The organism is Paenarthrobacter sp. NPDC089322 (assembly GCF_040684895.1).
Classification (GTDB): Bacteria; Actinomycetota; Actinomycetes; order Actinomycetales; family Micrococcaceae; genus Arthrobacter.
This window is the reverse complement of sequence record NZ_JBFBGW010000003.1, coordinates 248,192-269,544: the sequence shown is the minus strand read 5'-3', so window position 1 is coordinate 269,544 and position 21,353 is coordinate 248,192. Positions and strand designations below refer to the sequence as shown.

The 21,353-nt window shown below is 64.2% G+C and carries 23 protein-coding genes; 13 read left to right on the top strand and 10 right to left on the bottom strand.

Annotation, left to right across the window (positions count from 1 at the left end; all coding sequences use genetic code 11):
• Window positions 1-69: 69 nt before the first annotated feature.
• Both AB0N65_RS05240 and AB0N65_RS05235 read left to right on the top strand, forming a co-directional pair.
• Entirely contained in the window at window positions 70-1,194 is a 1,125-nt protein-coding gene (locus tag AB0N65_RS05240) for an LLM class flavin-dependent oxidoreductase (protein WP_364158630.1), read from the top strand.
• Complete coding sequence (locus tag AB0N65_RS05235; RefSeq protein ID WP_364158628.1) at window positions 1,194-1,655, top strand: MarR family winged helix-turn-helix transcriptional regulator; 462 nt, start codon at window positions 1,194-1,196, stop codon at window positions 1,653-1,655. The genes AB0N65_RS05240 and AB0N65_RS05235 overlap by 1 nt, the downstream gene beginning before the upstream one ends.
• Before the next feature lie 28 nt (window positions 1,656-1,683).
• On the opposite strand, the gene AB0N65_RS05230 is transcribed toward AB0N65_RS05235, so the two are convergent.
• Together AB0N65_RS05230 and AB0N65_RS05225 are read right to left on the bottom strand one after the other, a co-directional pair.
• Complete coding sequence (locus AB0N65_RS05230) at window positions 1,684-2,490, bottom strand: transglutaminase family protein (protein WP_364158625.1); 807 nt, start codon at window positions 2,488-2,490, stop codon at window positions 1,684-1,686.
• Window positions 2,491-2,559: 69 nt separating this feature from the next.
• Window positions 2,560-3,402 (bottom strand): hypothetical protein, encoded by an 843-nt coding sequence (locus tag AB0N65_RS05225; RefSeq protein ID WP_364158623.1) that lies wholly within the window; start codon window positions 3,400-3,402, stop codon window positions 2,560-2,562.
• A gap of 106 nt (window positions 3,403-3,508) precedes the next feature.
• On the opposite strand from AB0N65_RS05225, the gene AB0N65_RS05220 reads away from it, so the two are divergent.
• The 4 genes from AB0N65_RS05220 to AB0N65_RS05205 all read left to right on the top strand — a co-directional run bounded on the left by AB0N65_RS05220 (window position 3,509) and on the right by AB0N65_RS05205 (window position 6,327).
• The gene (locus AB0N65_RS05220) at window positions 3,509-4,186 is read left to right on the top strand and encodes a DUF1684 domain-containing protein (RefSeq protein ID WP_364158870.1); all 678 of its coding nucleotides are present in this window, start codon (window positions 3,509-3,511) and stop codon (window positions 4,184-4,186) included.
• A gap of 95 nt (window positions 4,187-4,281) precedes the next feature.
• On the top strand, window positions 4,282-4,854 hold the full coding sequence (locus AB0N65_RS05215) for a DM13 domain-containing protein (protein WP_364158621.1): 573 nt from the start codon (window positions 4,282-4,284) through the stop codon (window positions 4,852-4,854).
• Window positions 4,855-4,944: 90 nt separating this feature from the next.
• Window positions 4,945-5,823 carry a fumarylacetoacetate hydrolase family protein gene (locus AB0N65_RS05210; protein ID WP_364158619.1) on the top strand — a complete coding sequence of 293 codons (879 nt, stop codon included), beginning with the start codon at window positions 4,945-4,947 and terminating at the stop codon, window positions 5,821-5,823.
• Between the two features lie 18 nt (window positions 5,824-5,841).
• Window positions 5,842-6,327, top strand: coding sequence for a GtrA family protein (locus AB0N65_RS05205; protein WP_364158616.1), 486 nt, complete (start codon window positions 5,842-5,844; stop codon window positions 6,325-6,327).
• Here AB0N65_RS05205 and AB0N65_RS05200 read toward each other — a convergent pair whose 3' ends face one another.
• From AB0N65_RS05200 to AB0N65_RS05175, 6 genes are all read right to left on the bottom strand, one after another.
• Window positions 6,328-7,494 (bottom strand): cysteine desulfurase family protein, encoded by a 1,167-nt coding sequence (locus AB0N65_RS05200; protein ID WP_364158613.1) that lies wholly within the window; start codon window positions 7,492-7,494, stop codon window positions 6,328-6,330.
• Between the two features lie 5 nt (window positions 7,495-7,499).
• Window positions 7,500-8,372: a carboxylating nicotinate-nucleotide diphosphorylase gene (gene nadC / locus AB0N65_RS05195; RefSeq protein WP_364158611.1), complete on the bottom strand. Its 873-nt coding sequence runs from the start codon at window positions 8,370-8,372 to the stop codon at window positions 7,500-7,502.
• The gene (gene nadB / locus AB0N65_RS05190; protein WP_364158609.1) at window positions 8,369-10,153 is read right to left on the bottom strand and encodes an L-aspartate oxidase; all 1,785 of its coding nucleotides are present in this window, start codon (window positions 10,151-10,153) and stop codon (window positions 8,369-8,371) included. The genes nadC and nadB overlap by 4 nt, the downstream gene beginning before the upstream one ends.
• A gap of 48 nt (window positions 10,154-10,201) precedes the next feature.
• On the bottom strand, window positions 10,202-11,509 hold the full coding sequence (gene nadA / locus AB0N65_RS05185) for a quinolinate synthase NadA (protein ID WP_364158607.1): 1,308 nt from the start codon (window positions 11,507-11,509) through the stop codon (window positions 10,202-10,204).
• Window positions 11,506-12,225 (bottom strand): NUDIX domain-containing protein, encoded by a 720-nt coding sequence (locus AB0N65_RS05180; RefSeq protein WP_364158604.1) that lies wholly within the window; start codon window positions 12,223-12,225, stop codon window positions 11,506-11,508. The genes nadA and AB0N65_RS05180 overlap by 4 nt, the downstream gene beginning before the upstream one ends.
• Window positions 12,226-12,325: 100 nt before the next feature.
• Window positions 12,326-12,799 carry an Lrp/AsnC ligand binding domain-containing protein gene (locus AB0N65_RS05175; protein WP_207593857.1) on the bottom strand — a complete coding sequence of 158 codons (474 nt, stop codon included), beginning with the start codon at window positions 12,797-12,799 and terminating at the stop codon, window positions 12,326-12,328.
• A 174-nt stretch (window positions 12,800-12,973) separates the two neighbouring features.
• Between AB0N65_RS05175 and AB0N65_RS05170 the strand changes: the two genes are divergently transcribed.
• The 5 genes from AB0N65_RS05170 to AB0N65_RS05150 all read left to right on the top strand — a co-directional run bounded on the left by AB0N65_RS05170 (window position 12,974) and on the right by AB0N65_RS05150 (window position 17,771).
• The gene (locus AB0N65_RS05170; protein WP_364158601.1) at window positions 12,974-14,356 is read left to right on the top strand and encodes an amino acid permease; all 1,383 of its coding nucleotides are present in this window, start codon (window positions 12,974-12,976) and stop codon (window positions 14,354-14,356) included.
• 139 nt (window positions 14,357-14,495) lie between these two features.
• Window positions 14,496-15,548: a thiamine pyrophosphate-dependent enzyme gene (locus AB0N65_RS05165; RefSeq protein ID WP_364158599.1), complete on the top strand. Its 1,053-nt coding sequence runs from the start codon at window positions 14,496-14,498 to the stop codon at window positions 15,546-15,548.
• Window positions 15,541-16,617: an alpha-ketoacid dehydrogenase subunit beta gene (locus AB0N65_RS05160; RefSeq protein WP_364158597.1), complete on the top strand. Its 1,077-nt coding sequence runs from the start codon at window positions 15,541-15,543 to the stop codon at window positions 16,615-16,617. The genes AB0N65_RS05165 and AB0N65_RS05160 overlap by 8 nt, the downstream gene beginning before the upstream one ends.
• Window positions 16,610-16,939, top strand: a complete 330-nt coding sequence (locus tag AB0N65_RS05155) for a biotin/lipoyl-containing protein (protein WP_364158595.1) — start codon at window positions 16,610-16,612, stop codon at window positions 16,937-16,939. Before AB0N65_RS05160 ends, AB0N65_RS05155 begins: the two co-directional genes overlap by 8 nt.
• 1 nt (window position 16,940) lies before the next feature.
• A complete protein-coding gene (locus AB0N65_RS05150; protein ID WP_364158593.1) occupies window positions 16,941-17,771 on the top strand; it encodes an alpha/beta fold hydrolase in 831 nt (276 codons plus the stop codon).
• Window positions 17,772-17,820: 49 nt separating this feature from the next.
• Here AB0N65_RS05150 and AB0N65_RS05145 read toward each other — a convergent pair whose 3' ends face one another.
• Entirely contained in the window at window positions 17,821-18,234 is a 414-nt protein-coding gene (locus AB0N65_RS05145; protein WP_364158590.1) for a MarR family transcriptional regulator, read from the bottom strand.
• A 71-nt stretch (window positions 18,235-18,305) separates the two neighbouring features.
• On the opposite strand from AB0N65_RS05145, the gene AB0N65_RS05140 reads away from it, so the two are divergent.
• The gene (locus AB0N65_RS05140; protein ID WP_364158867.1) at window positions 18,306-18,983 is read left to right on the top strand and encodes a phosphoribosyltransferase family protein; all 678 of its coding nucleotides are present in this window, start codon (window positions 18,306-18,308) and stop codon (window positions 18,981-18,983) included.
• 78 nt (window positions 18,984-19,061) lie between these two features.
• Here the strand turns inward: AB0N65_RS05140 and AB0N65_RS05135 are convergent, their stop codons facing one another.
• On the bottom strand, window positions 19,062-20,396 hold the full coding sequence (locus tag AB0N65_RS05135; RefSeq protein ID WP_364158587.1) for an MFS transporter: 1,335 nt from the start codon (window positions 20,394-20,396) through the stop codon (window positions 19,062-19,064).
• A 202-nt stretch (window positions 20,397-20,598) separates the two neighbouring features.
• Between AB0N65_RS05135 and AB0N65_RS05130 the strand changes: the two genes are divergently transcribed.
• The gene (locus tag AB0N65_RS05130) at window positions 20,599-21,345 is read left to right on the top strand and encodes a helix-turn-helix domain-containing protein (protein WP_364158585.1); all 747 of its coding nucleotides are present in this window, start codon (window positions 20,599-20,601) and stop codon (window positions 21,343-21,345) included.
• The last annotated feature ends 8 nt before the right edge of the window (window positions 21,346-21,353 follow it).

Sequence of the window (21,353 nt, the reverse complement as noted above, 5' to 3'; positions counted from 1 at the left end):
GCAAATGCATCTATTTTCAGGTACACTGGTTTCAGGGCCCGGGACCACGGGCAGGGAGAAAGGCACATCATGCAGATTGGCGTATTCAGCGTCAGCGACATCACCACTGACCCCACCACGGGACGCACTCCCACGGAAAACGAGCGCATCAAGGCTTCCGTAGCCATCGCCAGGAAGGTGGAAGAAATCGGCATGGATGTCTACGCCTTGGGCGAGCACCACAACCGACCATTCTTCTCCTCCTCACCCACCACCACGCTGGCCTACATCGCGGCCCAGACCGAACGCATCACGCTTTCCACGGCCACAACGCTGATCACCACAAACGACCCCGTAAAGATCGCCGAAGACTTCGCGATGCTGCAGCACCTGTCCGACGGACGCGTGGACCTGGTACTGGGCCGCGGCAACACCGCCCCGGTATATCCCTGGTTCGGCAAGAACATCCAGGACGGGATCGAGTTGGCGATCGAGAACTACAGCCTGCTGCGCAAGCTGTGGGACGAGGACACCGTCAACTGGTCCGGCAAGTTCCGCACTCCCCTGCAGAACTTCACCTCCACGCCGCGCCCGCTGGACGGCGTTGCACCGTTCGTGTGGCACGGATCCATCCGTACGCCGCAGATCGCCGAAGTGGCGGCCTACTACGGTGACGGATTCTTCGCCAACAACATCTTCTGGCCCAAGGAGCACTACCAGCAGTTGATCGGCCTCTACCGCGAGCGCTACGAACACTACGGGCACGGCAAGGCAGACCAGGCGCTTGTTGGCCTCGGCGGGCAGTTCTTCATGAGGAAGAACTCCCAGGACGCCGTCAAGGAGTTCCGTCCGTACTTCGACAACGCCCCGGTATACGGCCACGGACCGTCCCTGGAGGACTTCACCTCACAGACGCCCCTGACGGTAGGCAGCCCGCAGGAAGTCATTGAGAAGACCCTCACGTTCCGTGAGTTCTTCGGCGACTACCAGCGGCAACTGTTCCTGATCGACCATGCCGGCCTGCCTCTCAAGACCGTCCTGGAGCAACTGGACCTCTTCGGCGAAGAAGTCCTGCCGGTCCTGCGCAAGGAGTACGCCGCCCGGAAGCCGGCCCACGTGCCGGACGCGCCGACCCACGCTTCGCGTGTTGCCTCCGCGCTGGAGGCCAGCGTCAGCGAATCCGCACCGGCCGGAACCGCAGGTCAGGACGCCTGATGACCGGCCCCTCGGCGTCCAGTGCCGTCCGTCTCGCCGCCGAAACCTGGGAGTCGCTGTTCCGCTCCCAGGTGGCGGTGATGCGGAAGCTGCAGTCCGGCCCTGCCTTCAAGGCCCTGCCGGTGAAGGAATACGACGTCCTCTTTACGCTCTCCCGCTGCCCTTCGGGCCAGCTGCGCCTGAACGAGATCAACGACAAAGTGCTCCTGAGCCAGTCGAGCCTCAGCCGGTTGGTGGACCGCTTGGAGAAGCGCGGTTTGGTGGAACGGACAACAGCCCCCGACGACGGTCGTGGAGTCCTGCTGTCCCTCACCGAAGCAGGCAGCGAGCTGCAGAAAACGATTGGTCGGGAACATGTTCGCGACATTGCCCAATTGGTGGCGCCTGCCCTTACCGCCGACGAGCAGCGGGAGCTGCTGCGCCTGACGGAAAAACTGCGGGCGGCCGTGGCAGGACATTAGCTAACGGACACTCGTCAACGGGACATGGTCAGCGCAGGCTGACAAGTTCCGCAGGATCCTCGGCTGGAAGCTCACCTTTGACGGATGCCTCGACCTTCAGTGTCTTAAGCGAGAGGCTCCCGCCGACTGTGGAGAGGAAAGCCGTGTCCGAGGAATCGCGTCCTGCGGTGATTCTCAGCATCGAGTGGCGGGGGGCAAGGCCGGTAGGGTCGATGATGTGCCAGGCATCATCAATGTAGGCCTCGGCCACTGCGTGGAAGTCCATCGGCTTCAGCCCGGGTGCGTAGACGGCAGCGAGTCGGGCCGGAACGTCCTTGGACCTCAGCAGTGCGATGGCCAGATGGGCGAAGTCGCGGCAGACACCTCGGCGGTGGAGAAGTGTCTCCACCGCTCCGTCCGTTCCGCGTGAGGAGCCGCTGACGTAGCGAAGTTCACCGTTGACCCAGTCGCGGACGGCGTGCAGGAGTTCGGCTCCGCGAAGGCTTCCGAACTGGGCATATGACGTGGGCAGGAGCCTGTCGGACTCCGCGTATCTGCTGGGTCGTACGTACCGGATGAGTTCCATCGGAGATGACGAGTCCCGCTCACCGAGGCCAAGGACTGTGGCCGTGTAGTCAACGGTCACCTCGCTTGGCTCAGTGAATTCCATGTACTGGAACCGGCCGCCATGGTGGTCGCTGAGCTCAGCGAAAGGAACTTCTTTGCCGTCCACGGTGATGGACAGTGATTCCGTCACTGACTCATACCCCGGATTGTTTGCCACGGCGATGGCCATGGCTACTTTCGTGTTGGCTACTGTCTTGAAAACGAGCTTGGCAGCAACGTTGCGTTCCATTGATCTCCGGGGTGGTTGCGGCGGTACAGCCCCCGATGCCGCCGTGGTGTGGATCAGCCAATCGCAGGGCTACAGATTGACCTTCAGAGACAGTAGCATCCGTTGGACGTTGGCAAATTCAGAACCGTGGGCAACATACTTGGCCGCCAGGTCCAGGGTGTCAAAGGTCTTTGCGGGAGCCACTTTTTCATCCGCGGCAAACGCGTGCACTGCCGCTACGTCACCAAAAGAGTAGTCGCCTCGGCCGGCCGGCCCCTGCACACGGTTTCGTAGCTCGCAGGAGTGGCCGTCCGCGCCCGCCACCATGTTGGTGATGCCGTAGGAACCGAAGAATTTGTAGCCTTGGATGACGCGGAAAACGACTCGTGGATCAATGGTGTCAGGGCCGTTGGAGTGCGGAACGTCAAGCGGGACGCTGCTGATAACGACGTAGGGACGGGCCTGGCCGGTTGAACACGGACGGGCTTCCGCGGGAGGCAGGCCCGTTTGCAGCGTCGCGACATACTTGCCTGCACTGTCTTTGACCTCCACTTTCACAGCACCCGGCAGTGCTCCGGCGTCGGTGTCCACAGACTGGGTGATCCAATCCTGCGGGAGCTCAAAGCTGACCGTCTTGGCGGGGTCCGTGTAAGTCTTCCATGACAATGCTGTCGCTACCGGCGTCGGACGTGCCGACTCCCCGGAGCCGGAAGTGCCGGACGGCGGGGCGGATGCCGCCGTCGTACTTCCCGCCGACGGCGAAGCCGTTGCCGGGCCGGACTCCGAACTGTTGGGCCGGGACGTGGCGGTGTCGGATACCTGTGGTCCCTTGTTTTCGGCGGAGCACGCAGCGCTGGCCCCGAGAAGGAAACCGCCCACGATACATGCAGCGATGGCCTGCCGGGCGGTACCGGGTTTTGTCATGCCCTTCATGCGGACAGCCTATCGGCCGTGGCCCAACGACACGCAGAGGCCCGGCAGGCCCGGGGGGCCGCCCTTGACGGCGTGGCATGAAACGGCCGGGGACTACGCTGAAGGCATGGCACCTGATCACTTCGACTCTGACGACAACATTCCCACCATGTCGGCGGTGGACATCGTGGACTGGCGCCTGCGGACTTTCGCGCTCTACGACCGTGTGCGGCAGCTCGCCGCCACCGACCCCTTCGACGCCCACAACTATTGGCGCCAGGAACGGGACAGGATGTTTGCCACGCATCCGGCTTCAGCGCTGACGGCGGACATGAAATCCTCCTTCGCAGGTTTGCTTACCGCCGACTACGATCCCGCCTTCCGAATGTCGGTCCCGTTGCTGCCTGAGGGTGCCGGTCAGGAAATGAACGTGGAGACCGGGACTGACGGCCTCGTCCCTTTTGTACGTCTTGGAACGTTCGACCTGCAGGGGCTGGGAACACTGGCAGTGTGGCGTTTGAAGAGCTACGGAGGTGGCATCTTCGTTCCGTTCCGCGACGCAACCGCCGGAAGGGAAGGCGGAAGCTACGGGGCGGGAAGGTATCTCCTGGACACCGTGAAGGGATCCTTCCACGGAATGCGCCGCTCCGGAGAACAACAGGAGTTCATCCTGGACTTCAACTTTGCCTACAACCCCTCCTGTGCCTACAACGAAGCTTGGGCTTGCCCCTTGGCCGGTCCGGCAAACCGGCTCCAGGCCGGGATCCCCGTGGGGGAACTTTACCTGGCAGGCAACCGGCCGTAGCCCGCCACAACCGGGATACAACCGCCAAACTCACCGTAAGGCGACGGTAAGCAATGGGGCACCCGCGGCCCGCCTCCGACGCCTAGCCTTAAACCATGAACCACATCGGCCGGCTGATCCGAAAACATAGGGTCCTTGCTCCCGTCGCTGCCGTCTCAATCCTGGCGTTGGTCGTCGTCGGGGCGGCCCTGTTCCAACCATGGCGCTTGTTCACCAGCAGCCTCGTGGACGAGGCCCCGCCCCTGGCGTCGCCGAGCATGGCATCGCCAACGCCAGGCGTGACGGTAACGACCGAACCGGCACCGCCCGCCGCGCCGGCAGCCGCTGTACCCCTGATCGTCAGCACAGGCAGCTTCCAGTCCCAGGAGCATGAGACCACAGGGTCCGCACAATTGCTGCGGCTTCCCGACGGCAGCCATGTACTCCGGCTGGAGAACCTGGCAAGCAGCGATGGGCCGGACGTCAAGGTGTGGCTGAGCAGCCTCGAAGCCGGCGGGGATTGGTTCAAATACCGCGGCGGAAAGTTCCTTGACCTCGGGCCCATCAAGGCAACCCACGGCAACCAGAACTACGCGATCCCGCCAGGCACAGAGCTCTCGGACCTCACAACGGTGGTCCTGTGGTGTGACCGGTTCAGCGTGGCGTTCGGATCCGCGGCACTCGCCTGACGTGTTGCGATGCCCGCTCTGCGCGCAAAGGGACTGGTCTTGGGGCGTAAAGCGGGCCTCACAACTCATGGCAGGACGTAGGATGTCATCATGAGTTCAACCCTCCCCCGCCGTATCGCGCGTGTACGGCCAATCGTTGCCCGCTCCTCAGCCCAGCCGTCCCGCACGGAGCCATGCCACGACGAGCAGTTCTTCGTCGCCAACAACGCACCGGATTTCGATTCCGACGCAGGCACCCGATGGACGGTCATTGATTCCCCGTTCCCGGCTTCGAGGGCAAACGCGGGGAGCCCCGCCAGGGAGGGTTGGGAACGTGGTGCCGTGGTCAGCCAGGATGCCTTTACGTTCCTGGCCCCTTCCGTACCGGTCAACGTGTTCGGCATGGCCCACAACACGGGCCAACCTGGCCGTGACCTTCCGCCCCAGGCGTTCCACAAGGCGGCGTCGAGCGTGATCGGACCCGGAGAGGCGATCCAGCTAAGCTCCACCGTAGGTTACGTGGACCCGGAAGCTGAACTGACTATCGTCATCGGCCGTGCAGCGCGGGGGTTGACCCTCGAAACAGCGCGGTCGGCGATCCTGGGCTACACCATCGGCAACGACGTCTCGGCGCGGGACCTGCAGAAGACCGACGAACTCTGGATCAGCGCCAAAAGCCAGGACACTTTCACGCCGGCAGGGCCATGGATTGTGACGGAGCTTGACGAAGCGGACCTTTCCATCGGGATCGTCCATAACGGCACCGAGCTGAAAACCGCCAGCTCTGCGGACCTCGGGTGGAACGTGGATGAGATCCTCGTCTACCTCACCTCGTTCATGACGCTGCAACCCGGAGACCTGGTGCTGACTGGATTCCCGGCGGAGTGCGCGCGCCTCCAGCCAGGGGACACCGTGGTGTGCCGCGTGGAAGGCATCGGTGAACTTCACAACCCCGTCACCAGTGCCTCGTGGGAGAAGCTGCCGGTTTAGTGTGTCAGGCTTGATGGTATGGAGAGAGCAGGGAATGCCACTGAGCTGCGCCCGTCTCCCTCTCCTAAATTGCCACGCAAGCGGCATCGGGGCGTCCTCAGGTATCCGGTGGTGCGGCAATTGCTGCGCTTCACGGGCGTCGGGATTGTTTGTACCGCGAGCTCACTCGCGATCTATGCGTTGCTGCGACCCTGGATCGATCCCCAGCTGGCCAATGCGGTTGCCTTGATTGTCACTTCCCTGATGAACACGGCATTGAACCGCCGCCTGACGTTCAAGATCACGGGCAGGAAGAAACGCGCACAGGACCACTTGAATGGGGTGATCGTCATAGTCATTGCCCTGATCATCACCGGCGGCAGCCTGGGCGTGCTGCACTTTTTCCGCCCGGAAGCTACGGTCACGGAGGAATTGTGGACCACGACCCTTTCAGGCTTTGTGGCCACGGCGGTGCGGTTTACGTTGCTGCGGCATTGGATTTTCCGCCGCGCCCGCCACGTCTAGCTAGCCGGCCTGCGGGGACGCGAGGTTCCGCACGCGCCCGACGGCGGTTTCCACGGCTGCCGCAGCTTCTTCGAGTTCCGCTGCGGTAATTGATGAGGCGAAGCTGAAGCGCACGGCTGTCTGGGCCGTTTCGGGCTCGATGCCCAGTGCGACGAGGACCGGGGAAGGCGCGTCCGAACCCGCTGCGCAGGCAGACCCGCTGGAGCAGAGCACGCCGAGGCGCTCAAGCTCCAGCAGTACCGATTCACCGCTGGTGCCCGGGAAGCAGAAGGACGCCACCGACGGGAGGCGTTGGCTGCGGTGTCCGGTAAGCATGGCGTCCGGCACAGCACCGAGGACGCGGGCAATGAACGACTCGCGCAACTCCGCCACCCGGGCCGATTGCACAGGCTGTTCGGAATGGCTGATGGCCAGGGCAGTGGAGAGTGCCACAGCGCCGGCCACATTTTCCGTTCCCGAGCGCTTCCCCCGTTCCTGCCCGCCTCCATGGACCAAGGGTTCAAGGCTCAAGCGTCCTTTGCAGAACAACACGCCCGAACCTTTGGGCGCGCCTATTTTGTGCCCGGAAAGGCTCAATGCATCCACGCCCAGGACCTTGACATCCACGGGCAACCAGCCGGCCGCCTGCACGGCGTCGGTGTGGAACGGCACGCCCAGCTCGTGTGCGGCCGCGCTCAGTTCGGCTATGGGCTGTACCGTTCCGATTTCATTGTTCGCGTACATGATGCTGACCAGCGCAGTCTCTGGCCGCAGGACCTCCCTGAGTGCGTCAACGCTGACCAGCCCGTCCCCGTCCACGGCCACCACATCCACCGCGAAACCGTGGACGCGCTCGAGGTAGCGGGCGGACTCCTCCACGGCAGGATGCTCGACGGCGCTGATCACCACCCGGTTAAGGGACGGGTCAGCTGACTGCCGTGCGAGGGCGATGCCTTTGACGGCCAGATTGTCCGCCTCCGTGCCACCCGAAGTGAACGTCACCTCACCGGCACGGCAGTTGAGGACCTTCGCGACGGCGGACCTTGCCCCGGCGAGCGCAGTCGCCGCGGTTTCGCCCAGGCTATGGTGGCTGGACGGGTTTCCGAATTCTCCGCTGAGGTACGGCCACATGGCCTCGAGCGCTTCGCGGCGGACGGGCGTGGTGGCGGCTGCGTCGAGGAAGATCATGGGATTCAGTGGGCCGCCAGCTCGACGTCAAGGCCGAGGTCCAGGGCCGCAACACTGTGCGTCAGGCCGCCGATGGAGATGACATCCACGCCTGTGGCGGCGATTTCGGCCACCGTATTGACGGTGACGTTGCCGCTTGCTTCCACAATGGCGCGGCCGTCCACCTGCTTGACGCCTGCCCGGAGCTCTTCCACGGAGAAGTTGTCCAGCATGATGGTGTCCACACCCGCAGCGAGCACGGGCTCGATTTGCTCTGCCCGGTCCACTTCCACTTCGAAGTGCGTGGTGTGTCCTAACTGTGTTTTGGCTGCGGTGAGCAGCTCAGTCAGTTTCGCCGGGTCCCCACCGGTCATCACGGCAAGGTGGTTGTCCTTGGCCAGCACGGCGTCGGAAAGGCTGTAGCGGTGGTTTGCTCCCCCGCCGCAGCGCACGGCGTAACGTTCCAGGATGCGCAGCCCTGGCGTCGTTTTCCGGGTATCGGTGATGCGCGCCCGTGTCCCTTGGACGAGCCTGACGAACTCCGCGGTCTTGGTGGCGATGGCGCTCATCCGCTGGACGAGGTTGAGTCCCACGCGTTCGGCGAGCAGCACCGAACGTGCCGTTCCGCTGACGCGCGCGAGGTGGGTGCCGGCGTCGAACGCTTCTCCGTCGACGAGCAGGAGCTCAACCTCGGTGTCGGGGTCGATGAGCTTCATGGCGTCGCGGAACACGGTGCCGCCGCTGAGCACACCCGGGACCCGGGCGTTGAGGACCGCGGTGGCACGGGCCGCTGCCGGAATCAGCAGTTGGGAGGTGATGTCGCCGCCGGGTGCGTCTTCGGCGAAGGCCCTTTCAAGGATCTCCCGCACAGGGGCGGCGGGAAGGGTCAGGTTAGTCATTGGACGAGGCTCGCTTTCCGGCTCATGGTGTAACGCTTGTCTATGTAGTTGGCGGGATCGTCGACGGCGGCTGGTTCAGACACACTATCGCTGCGGTAGTGCGCCCCGAGCGACGCCGGCCGCTCCCGCGCAGCCCGAACCAACAGCTGCGCAGCCACCAAGAGGTTCGCATCCTCGTGATCCCGCACCTCAAGCGAAGAAGCCCCTGCCAAAGGCAGCACGTCCTCAGCCCATTCAGCCAGCACAGCTTCAGCTTCGGCCAACAACACCCCGCTCCGAAGCACCCCGGCCTTGGCAGTCATGATCTGCTGCAGGGCCTGCCTGGAGAACGGCCTCTGCACTTGAGAGGCCCGCATATTGTCGAGTTCATCCAGCGGCGCCAGAGGCCCCGAAAGCGCCGTTGTCGCGTGAGCGGCCGGACTGGCCGCCGAGCTTGCGAGGCGATCGCCGGTCCGAGCCGCGAGCGCAGGCGCCGAGGGGCCTGTGGCGCCGCGCTCACCAAGGAACGCCGACACTGCCCGCCGCGCAAACACGAGGCCTTCAAGCAAGGAGTTGCTGGCCAGCCGGTTAGCGCCTTGCACACCGGTACAGGCGGCTTCGCCCGCAGCAAACAGGCCAGGCACAGTGGTCCGGCCGTGGAGGTCGGTCACCACCCCACCCATCCAGTAGTGCGCCGCCGGTGCTACGGGCACGGGTTCGCGGGTCCAATCGATACCGGCTTCGCGGGTGCGGCTGGTGATGGTTGGGAAGCGCTTCTCGAGGAAGCCCTTGCCGCGGTGCTTTTCGATCACTGTGGCGTCGAGGAACACGTGGCCGTTGGGGTCGTCCAGGGCGGCCAGGTGTAGTGCGATACTGCGGGAGACGACGTCCCTCGGGGCGAGTTCTGCATCGGGGTGGTAGTCGGGCATGAAGCGCCGTCCGGTGGCGTCGACGAGGATGGCTCCTTCACCGCGGACAGCTTCGGAGATCAGCAGGGGCTCGTTGTTCGATGGGGTTGGTGCGGACACGCCGGGGTCGGCGGGTGGAACCATGCAGGTGGGGTGGAACTGGAAGAATTCGAGGTCCGCTACGTCGGCGCCGGCGCGCCAGGCGAGTGCGAGTCCGTCTGCTGTGGCCACGGCGGGATTGGTGGTTTGCGCGAACAGTTGGCCCGCTCCCCCGCTCGCGAGGAGCACGGCCCCGGCGTTGAGCTCACGTTCCTTGCCTTGGTGGAGGACGGTCACTCCCACCACGCGCCCGCAGTCCCGGGCCAGCGACGTCACGTAGGCGCCTGCGATCACCTGGATGCGGCCTTCTGCCTGCACTTCCAGCACGCTCTTGATCAACGCATCGGAGATCCGGGCTCCGGTAGCGTCGCCGCCGGCGTGCAGGATGCGGGGCGCGGAATGTGCAGCTTCGAGTCCCAAGGCGGGATCGCCGTCGTCGTCCATATCGAACCGGACCCCGAAGCGAACCAGGCCGGCAATGTCCAGCCGCGCCTCCGTGCAGAGCACACCGACGGCGTCCGGATCACAATGCCCGGCGCCAGCTTGAAGGGTATCGGCGATGTGGGCTGCGACCGTGTCGCCGGGCGCAGGCACGTCGAGCACCGCTGAGATCCCGCCTTGGGCGTAGTACGTGTTGCTGTCCGCGAGGGCACCTTTGGTGAGCAGCACGACCTCCGCCCCGGCTTCGGCGGCGAGCAGGGCAGAGTACAGTCCCGCGATACCGCTTCCGACGACGATCAGTCGCTTGCGCTGGTGCCCGCCGGCAAGGCTCGGCGACGCAGGGCTCGTAGTCATGTGGGCTCGATTCGGCTCGTCCGGGGGTCCGGAGATGGTTTGCCTGGTTTAAGCAGGTTTCGCAGCCAGCATGCGCTCCAGCGCGATCTTGGCGTTGTCCTGCACGGTGTCGTCCACGGTGATGCGGTTGACGATGCGGCCTTCCACGAGTTCCTCAAGCACCCAGGCGAGGTAGCCGGGGTGGATGCGGTACATGGTGGAGCACGGGCAAATGACGGGATCCAAGCAGAAGATGGTGTGTTGCGGGTTTTCCGCCGCGAGCCTGTTCACCATGTTGATTTCGGTGCCGATGGCGAACGTGGTCGGTTCGGTGGCGGCGGCGATGGCCTTCTTGATGAAGTCGGTTGAACCTGCGGAATCCGCGGCGTCCACTACTTCCATGGGGCACTCGGGGTGCACGATGACGTTGACGCCGGGGAAGTCCTGGCGTGCCTTCTCGATCTGGCCAACGTTGAAGCGCTTGTGCACCGAGCAGAAGCCATGCCAGAGAATGACCCGGGAGTCCAGCAGCGTTTGTTCGTCGTTGCCGCCAAGTTCCTTGCGGGGGTTCCACATGGGCATCTGCTCCAGCGGGACCCCGAGGGCCTTGGCCGTGTTGCGCCCCAGGTGCTGGTCGGGAAAGAACAGCACGCGCTGCCCGCGCTCGAACGCCCATTCAAGGACCACCTTGGCATTGGATGAGGTGCAGACAATGCCGCCGTTGCGCCCACAGAACGCCTTGAGTGCCGCAGAGGAATTCATGTAGGTGACGGGGATGACGGGAACCCGGCCCTGCTCGTCACCATCGGCTCCGAAGATTTCCTCGAGCTGCTCCCAGCATTCTTCCACGGAGTCCTCGTCAGCCATGTCCGCCATGGAGCAGCCGGCGGCGAGGTTGGGCAGGATGACTGCCTGCTCCGGGGTGGACAGGATGTCTGCTGTTTCGGCCATGAAGTGGACGCCGCAGAAGATGATCGCCTCGGCGTCCGGCTTGGTGAGGGCTGCGTTGGCGAGCTGGAAGGAATCTCCCACGAAGTCGGCGTACTGGATGACTTCGTCCCGCTGGTAGAAGTGGCCCAGGATCACGGCGCGGTCACCGAGTTTGGCCTTCGCTGCGCGGATACGGGCGTCAAGTTCGGCATCCGTGGCCCGCTTGTATTGTTCCGGGAGCTGGCCCTGCCGGGGGGTGGAGCGGGGCGCCACATCACTGCTCGACGCCCCGGGCCCGTAGGCAGGTGCGTCCGCGATTGCCTCCGCGAGGTCGTATTCCCACGGGCCCTTGGCCAGGGCAGGGCTGCAGGTTGCTCCGGCGCGGGACAGGCCCTTCTCGGCTTCCTCCCGCGTGATCAGCTGGACGGCAGTGTTGACGCTGCTCATGGTGTACTCCTGTTATCTGGCCCGAGGCCGGGCGTGCCGGTGAAGCGGTAGAGGCGTGGCGGACGGTGCTTTCCGCCCTGCAGGTATTCACCGGTTTCTTCGATTTCCGGTGTGGCTTTGATGTGCCGGCGGAAGTTGGCCGGATCAAGTTGGCGGTCCAGGACTGCCTCGTACACTTCGCGCACCTGCGCCAACGTGAAGAACTCCCCCAGCAGGTGGTAGGCGATGGATCCGTAGGCCATCTTGTTGCGGAGCCGCCACAGCGCATAGTCCACGATCGCGTTGTGGTCGAAGGCAAGATCGCCGAGCCTGTCCGCGCGGAACCACTTCACGTTTTCTGATTCGTCGGCGAGCGCTGCTTCGGTGGGCTGGACGAGGGCCCAGTAAACGATGGACACCACGCGCTGGCTCGGCGAACGATGGACGCCCCCGAAGGCGTACAACTGCTCGAGGTAGTTGGGAGCCAGGCCGGTGGTTTCGCGCAGGTTGCGGGATGCCGCGTCCTGGAGGGATTCGTCGTGCGCCAGGGGTCCGCCCGGCAGCGCCCACATGTCCTTGTAAGGCTCGCGGATCCTGCGGACCAGCGGCAGCCACAAGGTGGGGCGCCCGGATTTTTCGCTGGGGCGCAGTGCAAAAATCACCGTTGAGATAGCCAACGACGGCGGTGCGAGCCGCCGCTCAGCGACGTTGGCAGAGTTGACGTTCACGGCGTTCACCTCGCTTCATCGCCGCCGGAGCTGCGCTCCGTATTAGTTAAAGTCACATTGACTAGAACTAATGGTACGACTTTGCGGCCCCGCAGCAAAATGCTTTGCGTCACACAGTCTTTGCAGCCGCCTCCATCAGGGGAAGCGTCCGGCCTTGGATGTGGCTGTTCAACACGATGACGGACGAACAACGCACTACGGATTTCGTGGCGATCATGGCATCAAGCACGCGCTGCATATCGGGATTGGAACGCGCCGCGATCCGCACCATGAGGTCGGAGTTGCCAGTCACCGTATGGACCTCGATGATCTCGGGAATGGCGCTCAAGCTCTCAATGATGGCGTCATGCCCGATTTCCTGCGTGATGGTGACCGAACAGAACGCAACCACGGGAAAACCGAAATTGGCCGGATCCGGTTGCGGCACCCACGAGCCAATGACCCCGTTCTCGATCATTCGGTCAATCCGCGACTGCACGGTCGCCCTCGCGACCCTCAGCACGCGGGAGGCCTCCAGTACGGAAGATCGCGGTGAATCCGTGAAGAAACGTACAATTTTTGCATCAAGTGCATCGACCAGCATCAAAGTTCCTGTCCCCGGGGAGCCATGCCCATCACTTCGCCACAGCAAAAAGTGATGTATCTTACAAACTGCGAGAATTATTCCACGGCTCTTGCTGCGTCGTCGACGCCCCGCGTGCCCAGCCCAAGAGGCTGCACGCGAAACCCTTGTGAAATCCATAGAAGGTAGACACGTATGACAACGAAGTCCATCGCGGCTCCTGCGCCTACATCCGGCCTCGGCCACTCACTGAAGCCCCGCCAGCTCACGATGATGGGGCTCGGCAGCGCCATCGGGGCAGGACTTTTCCTCGGCTCCGGCGCGGGCGTCCAAGCCGCAGGTCCGGCAGTCCTGATTTCCTATCTCGTGGCGGGAACCTTGATCATCGTGGTCATGTGGGCCCTGGGCGAGATGGCTGCCGCTAATCCCAACAGCGGGGCTTTCTCGGTCTACGCGGAAAAGGCCATGGGAAAGACTGCCGGCGGCACCATCGGCTGGCTGTGGTGGCTGCAGCTTGTGGTGGTCATCGCTGCCGAAGCCCTGGGCGCCGCGGGCCTGCTGTTTTCCATTTGGCCCGTGGTCCCCGTCTGGGTCCTGGCCCTCGTTTTCATGGTGGTCTTCACCGGCATCAACCTTGTTGGTGTCCGCAACTTCGGTGAGTTCGAGTTCTGGTTTGCCATCCTCAAGGTGGCTGCCATTGTGATCTTCCTGCTCATCGGCGCAGCCCTGCTCTTCGGCTGGCTTCCCAACGTGGCCTCCCCCGGTTTGTCGGCCTTCGGCGATTTCGCCCCCAACGGCCTTGGTGGCGTCGCAGCTGCCCTCTTCGTCGTCATTTTCGCGTTCGGCGGTACTGAAATCGTCAGCGTCGCAGCTGCTGAGACGGAAAACCCGACCCACAGCGTCGGCAAGGCCATCCGGACCGTCGTTTGGCGCATCCTGGTCTTCTACATCGGCTCCGTGTTTGTGATCGCAGCGATACTGCCGGTGGGGTCGGAGGGACTGAAATCCCCGTTCGCCGGCGTGCTGGACCTCGCAGGAATCCCGGGCGCCGGAGCTGCGATCACGCTCGTAGCCGTCGTAGCGCTGCTCTCGGCCCTGAACGCAAACCTCTACGGCGCCTCGCGCATGATCTTCTCACTGTCCGAGCGCGGCGAGGCTCCGCGCCTCCTGTCCCGCCTCAGCGGCGCCAAAGTCCCCGTTGCCGCCGTCGGCATTTCCGTCGCCTTCGGGTTTATTGCGACGGTCCTCGAACTCCTGTTCCCGGAAATGGTGCTGCCGGCGCTCCTGAACCTCGTGGGATCCACGTGCCTTGTGGTTTGGGGCACTGCCCTGGTGTCGCAGCTCATCCTGCGACGCAGGGCGGACCGGGAAGGCGTTGAGCTGCCGCTGCGCATGAAGGGCTTCCCCGCCCTCACCATCGTGGGCCTCGTGCTGCTGGGCATCATCTTCGCAGTGGGCTTCGCGAATCCTGTGAGCGCCGGCCAGCTGATCGGCACGTTTATCCTCATCCTCTTCATCGCCCTCGGCTGCTTCCTCAACGCCAGGGCAAAGTCCGCCAAGAGCGGCGCCGCTTCGTAGAGTTTTTGTCCATAGCTCATAAGAGGTCCTTTACAGTTTGTTTGGTAAAGGGCCTCTTTTGCTATCCGAATTGCGCAAAGTGTTTGACCAGGAATGTGCTGATTGCGCACCGCCCCCGAGGGTGACTATGGTCACAGCCATGACAAGCAATTCAGTGCTCGCCGCCGTCGATGACGACGCGGCCCCGCTCACGCACCAGCAATTGCGTGAGCTGTACACCCTGATGGCAGCAGTCCGCCACCTGGACACCGCGGCCGTTGCCTGGCAACGCCAAGGCATCATCCCGGGTTACGCCCCGCAACTCGGCCAGGAGGCGGCCCAGGTAGGCAGCGGCTATGCGGTTGACCGGCGCCGTGACTTTGTGTTCCCCACCTACCGCGAAATGGGCGTGGCCCGGGCGATGAAGCTGGACATGGTGGGCTACATGTCAACGCACAAGGCCACGTGGCATGGCGGGATGTACAACCCGGTGGAAGCCCGTTTCGCCCCCATCCAGGCCGTCGTGGCCGGTTCCGTCCTGCATGCCGTTGGCTGGGCGCACGGCCAAAGCCTGTCCGGCAAGCCCGCAGGAGAGCGGGGCGTCGCGCTGACGTACTTCGGGGATGGGGCCTCGTCGCAAGGCGATGTGCACGAAGCAATGAACTTCGCTGCCGTCATGAAGGCACCCGTGGTGTTCTTCATCCAGAACAACGGCTGGGCCATCTCCGTCCCTACAGAACGCCAGGTTGCGGGCGGCTCGGTGGCCGCCCGGGCAGCAGGTTACGGAATCCCCGCACTGCGGATCGACGGCAACGATGTCGTGGCAGTCCACGAAGCAACCCGCTCGGCCCTGGCGCACTGCCGCGCCGGGAACGGGCCGGTGGTGATAGAGGCCATGACCTACCGCCGCGGGCCACATTCCACCGCGGACGACCCCGGGCGCTACCGGACCTTGGATGAGGAACGCCTGGACGCCGGCGAGGACCCCCTCGAACGGTTCAAGCAGCGCCTGCTGGACGACGGCGTGGCCGACGAGGCCTTTTTCGCGGAGGCAGAGCGGCTTGCCCGCGAGGAAGAAGAAGCCGTCCGCTCCGGCATCGAGGACCTCGGGCCACGGCCCGGAGCGGAAATGTTCAGCCTGGTTTTCCAAGAGCCCACGCCCGCCCTTCAATCCCAGCACGCCGCATGGCGCGAGGAGTCCGAACATGCCTGAGACCATTACGGCGGCTACCGATGCCCCTGCTTCCACGCCTGCCATGGAACACCTTTCAATGCAGCAAGCGCTCAACAAGGCACTGGACGAAGTCCTCGCCGACAACCCCAAAACCGTGGTGTTCGGTGAGGACTGCGGCAGGCTGGGAGGTGTCTTCCGGATCACGGACGGCCTGCAGGCGAAGCACGGGGAAGACCGGGTCTTCGATACTCCCCTGGCCGAATCGGGCATCCTCGGCATGTCCGTTGGACTGGCCATGGCCGGCTTCCACCCCATCCCGGAGGTGCAGTTCGACGGCTTCGCGTATCCGGCGATCAACCAGATCGTCTGCCAGATTGCCCGAATGAACTACCGCAGCCGCGGAACCATGCCGATGCCCATCACGCTCCGCGTTCCCAGCTTCGGCGGCATCCGCGCTCCCGAACACCATGGGGAGAGCCTCGAAGCACTGTTTGCCCACGTTCCAGGACTGAAGGTGGTTTCCCCCTCCAATCCGCACGACGCGTACCACCTCCTGAAATACGCAGCTACCCGTCCGGACCCTGTCATCTTCATGGAACCGAAGTCCCGCTATTGGCAAAAAGGTCCCGTGGACGTCACCAATGCCGTTGCTCCGGAGAGCGGAACGTTCGACGCCGGCACGCAGCAGGGCGGGAACCTCACCGGCGCGCGGGTAGCCCGGGAGGGCCGCCACCTGACCCTGGTTGCGTGGGGTGCCATGGTGGCACGCTGCCTGCAGGTCGCGGAACTGGCCGCCGAAGACGGCATCGACATCGAGGTCCTGGACCTGCGCTGGCTGAAACCGATCGACGCAGAAGCCCTGGCGACGTCCGTCCGGAAGACGCGGCGCGCCGTCGTCGTGCATGAAGCGCCACTGACCTCAGGCCTGGGTGCCGAAGTAGCGCAACTGATCACGCAACAGTGCTTCAGCACGCTCAAGGCGCCTGTGGAGCGCGTGACGGGCTTTGACGTTCCTTATCCCTCCGGTGACCTGGAGGACGAATACATCCCCAACATCGACCGCATCCTCTTTGGGATCCAACGCGTACTGGAGTACCGCCGTGGCTGAAATTGCTTTCCCCCTCCCCGACCTTGGCGAAGGCCTCATCGAGGCAACCGTGCTCGACTGGCTCGTGGAACCGGGCCAGCACGTAGAACGGAACCAACCCCTGGTGGAGCTTGAAACCAGCAAGTCCGCGCTCGAATTGCCCAGTCCACAGGCAGGTAAAGTGGTGCGTATCCACGGAACGCCGGGTGAAACCATCAACGTCGGCGAACCGCTGATCGTGTTCGAGGTTCCGGATGACACCGCCGGCATCGTGGGCACTGTTCCGAAGGACGAAGCACCCAAGCGCCGGGTCCGCCTGAGCGCCGTACTCGATGAGGACTGACATGATGACCGGCAGGCACACCGTGGAACAGCAGAGACACACAGTGGAGGGCACGGACCCCGGCTTGTTCGTTGAAGTCCATGAGCCCGCTACGGACGCCGGGCTGCGGCCGGTCCTGCTGATCCACGGTTTTTCCTCCTCGAGCAAGCTCAATTGGGCGGACAGCGGGTGGATCACCACGCTGCAGGAAGCAGGGCGCCGCGTCATTACCGTGGACCTTCCCGGTCACGGCCGAAGCCACTCTCCCGAGGACCTCGATTCCTACACGCCAAGCCGCATCCGCGCCGACCTCCTCCAGATTGTCACCGACGCCGGCGCCCGCCCGCTCCGGCCCGGCGACCCAACCACAGGACTGGATGTCATCGGGTATTCGCTGGGATCCAGGCTCGCGTGGGAGTTCGCCTCGACCCAACCGGACCTGGTCCACCGCGTCGTCCTGGGCGGCCCCAGCTCTGCCGATCCCCTCGCCGCGTTCGATCTCGCGGCTGCACAGCGGTACCTTGCCGATGGAACGCCCATCGAGGACGAATCGACGGCAGGGCTGCTGAAGATGGCGCAGTTGCTGCCGAGCAACAACCTGTTCGCGATGCTGTCACTCATCGAGGCCATCAAGGGCGAACCGTTCGATCCCGCCGAGGCCGCACCGCACATGCCCATCCTGCTGGTGGCAGGCGAGAAAGATGACCGGGCGGCAACCATGCCGGAGCTTGCATCCCTTGCAGGCAAGCGCGGTGCATTGGTGGAAACACTGGTCATCCCGGGACGAACGCACACCAACGTGGTGACAAGCCGGGCGTTCAAGGATGCGGCTGTCGAGTTCCTGGGAGTTTAGCCGCGGGGGCCCTAGTGGCGGGCTGGCCGTAGTCGCGGCCCGGCCGGGGCTAACGTGCAAGGCGTTCGGCGTTGAGGCTCATGCGTTCCAGGACACTCAGCGCCATGGCGTACTCATCAATGCCGATGCCCATGGACAGGTCGCGGCGGGCATCCTCCACCAAGCGCAGGGCCTGATGGTAGCTTTCCCGCCCGCGCTCGCTCAGCATCAGGCGCTCGTCGATCATGGTGATGAAGCCCTTGCCGACGAGCGCGGCCAGCTCCCGCTCACGCAGGCGGTCGTCGCCACCCCAAAAAGGTCTCAGGGCATCCTCCAGTTCCTTGGGGCGGAGCGGCGCTTCCGCCAGGATGTTGAGGGTCTGCCATTGTCGTCGGCTGAGCCTGATGCGTGCCAACGTGGTGTCGAGCTGCATTTCAAGCGCCGCGTCCAGCCTCTTGATCCAATATCCGATGGGCTTGTCCACACTGCCATGCTTCCAGCGGACGCCTCACCGGGCAAGGATTGAACGGTAGGCTGGAAGCAGCGGTGAATCAGGTGGAAGTGGGGCAGATGGGCATGCGGTTCAAGGACCGGGCGGAAGCCGGGCGTCGCCTGGCGGAAGGACTCCCCCAGTTCAGGGAACGGCGCGACACGGTGGTCCTGGGCCTCGCCCGCGGCGGCGTTCCGTTGGCAGTTGCCGCGGCCTCCGCGCTGTACCTGCCGTTCGGCGCCGTGCTGGTCCGCAAACTGGGGATCCCGGGGCGCGCCGAAACCGCGTTCGGCGCTCTCGCGTGGTGCCAGGGCGACGTTGTCCGGATAGTCAACAAGCCCCTCAAAGAACACATCCTCGCGCACGGCATTACGGAGGCATCGCTGGAAACTGTCGAGGCGCACGAACGGGCAGAACTCGTACGCCGCGCCAAGCAGTATCCGGGAGTGGAGCACGACCTCCGCGGGAAGACCGTTGTCCTGGTGGACGATGGCCTCGCCACCGGCGCCACCATGCGTGCCGCCGTCGAAGCCGTGCGGGCGGCAGGTGCCGCCACCGTCGTCGCGGCCGTTCCGGTGGCCTCGCTGGAAGCGTCAACGTCGCTGGCGCGGGTGTGCGATTTTGTCCTGTCCCTGCACACCCCGGGCAAGTTCCATGCCGTGGGCGCATTTTACGACCGCTTTGAACAACTGTCGGACTCCGACGTCGTGGAGCAGCTCCGCACAGCGGGCGCGGCACCCTGATCCGCCTCCGACGTAAGTGGATACGCAAACGGGCGCAGCCCCGGAAGGCCGCGCCCGCTCTCTGACTCTGGTGCAGGATCAGTGGTGCACGCTGTAACCGAGGGGACGACCCTTGGTTTCCTTGGCAAGGATGACACCCACCGCTGAGATGACGCACAGCGCCATGATGTAGATGCCCACGGAGCCGGACCACTTGGTTCCATCCAGGAGTGCCTGCGCGATGGTCGGCGCGAAGGCACCTCCGAGGATTGCACCCAAGGCATAGCCGATGGAGATACCGGAGTAGCGGACCTGGGGCGGGAACATCTCGGCGTACATCGCGGACATAGGACCGTAAGACAAGCCGAGCCCGATGGTCAGGACGAACAGCGCAACTCCATAGAGAAGGATGTCCTTGCTATCAATGAGCGCGAAGAGCGGGATCATCCACACAAACACCAGCGCATAGCCGGCCAGGAATGTCTTGACACGGCCGATTTTGTCCGAAAGCCAACCGCCCACCATGGTGAAGATCAGCCAACCAAAGGAGGCAATGGTGGTAGCCAACAGAATCTGCGGGGTGGGCATCTTCAGCGCCCGGGTGGCATACGAAATGAAGAACGCAATCAGCAGGTAGCCGGCGGCGTTGTTGGCGATGAAGATCAAGGCCGCCAGAATGACCTCTTTGGTGTTGTGGCGGAACAGCTCACTCAACGGCGCCTTGCTCTCAGCCTTGCGCTGGGCAATCTCCTTGAAGACCGGGCTTTCACCAACAGCTCGACGGATAAGGTAACCCACCACGATCAGGACAACCGAAAGCAGGAAGGGAACACGCCAGCCCCATGCCGAGAAGGCCTCCTTGGACATCCCGGACTGGAGGAAGAACAGCAGGCCTGTCGCCAGGATCATGCCAATGGGAACACCGATCTGCGGGTAGGCGCCAAACAGTCCGCGCTTGGACAGCGGCGCGTGCTCCACGGCCATGAGCGCCGCGCCACCCCACTCGCCGCCTGCGGAAAAGCCTTGGACAACCCGCAGGAAGATCAACATGACTGGAGCCCAAAGGCCGATGGCATCGTACGTCGGCAGGAGGCCGATGAGGGCGGTGGCCGCGCCCATCAACACGAGCGTCATGACCAGGACAGCCTTACGGCCAACCCTGTCGCCCAAGTGGCCGGCTACGGTGGCACCCAGGGGCCGGAAGAGGAAGCTGATGCCAATGGTCGCGAAGGACAGGAGCTGTGCAACCCCTGGGTTGGACTCCTCCAACGGCGTCAGGAACAGCGGCGACAACAGCGTGGCCGTGAGCTGGGCAAAGATGAAGAAGTCGTACCACTCGATCGTGGTTCCCACCAAGGTCCCGGCCAGGACCCGGCGCTCTTCGCGGCGGCTGCTGGGGCCCGACGGGGAGTCGACAGTGGAAGCTGCGGTCATTGAAACTCCAAAAGGTGAGTGACTGGTCGGCTCGTGAAGAGCATTAACCGACAGAACGGTCAGTTAGGAAAGAATACTACAAGTGTGATCCCACGCACAGCCCCTTTGCGCAGGGCCTCTCTCCACGTTGAGTTCGGTAGTTGAAAAGACGATTCCCATAGTGGACGCGAGGCAGGAGCCTGCCACCGGACAGCACCATAGAATGGTTCGCATGAATCCCCGCAGCGACGCCAAAAGCCAGCCGGACGCAGCCATCCAAGCGCCGCCGTCGCAGACTCTCTCGCGCGGGATCCGCGCCCTGGAGATCCTCGCCGAGGCCGAACGCCCCCTCAGCATTGCCGAACTCTCGGAGGCCATGGGCGTACACCGTTCGGTGGCGTATCGCATCCTGCGGACCCTGGAGGACCACTCGCTCCTGTTCCGCGACGACTCCGGACGCGTACAGCCCGGCCCCGGATTGGCAGTCCTGGCACGCGGCGTGTCCCGGAACCTGCAAACCGCTGCCCTGCCCGAACTGACGCAGCTGGCCAACACACTGCACATGACAACCTTCGTGGCAGTGTGGGACCACCAGGAGTGCATCACCTTGGTCACAGTAGAACCTCGCCATTCCGGGGCGGCACTGGCCCAGCACCCGGGAACCCGCCACCCCATCAGCACCGGTGCGCCGGGAATCGCGATCCAATCCACCATGACCGAGGATCGCTGGCACCAAGTAGGCGCAGGTATCCCCTACCGCCCGGAGGCGCACGAGGCCCGTCGCGTAGGCTACGCCACGAGCCACGACGAAGTCATCGCCGGCCTGTCATCGCTTGCCGCCCCCATCCATGTTCCCGGCGGACGTCCGGCCGCCATCGCCGTCGTCTATATCCGCCTCGACCAGGACCCCGACGCCGTCGGCAAGGCCCTCGTGGCAAGCGCCGCGCGAATCGAGAGCCAGCTCGCCTAACCATTCCT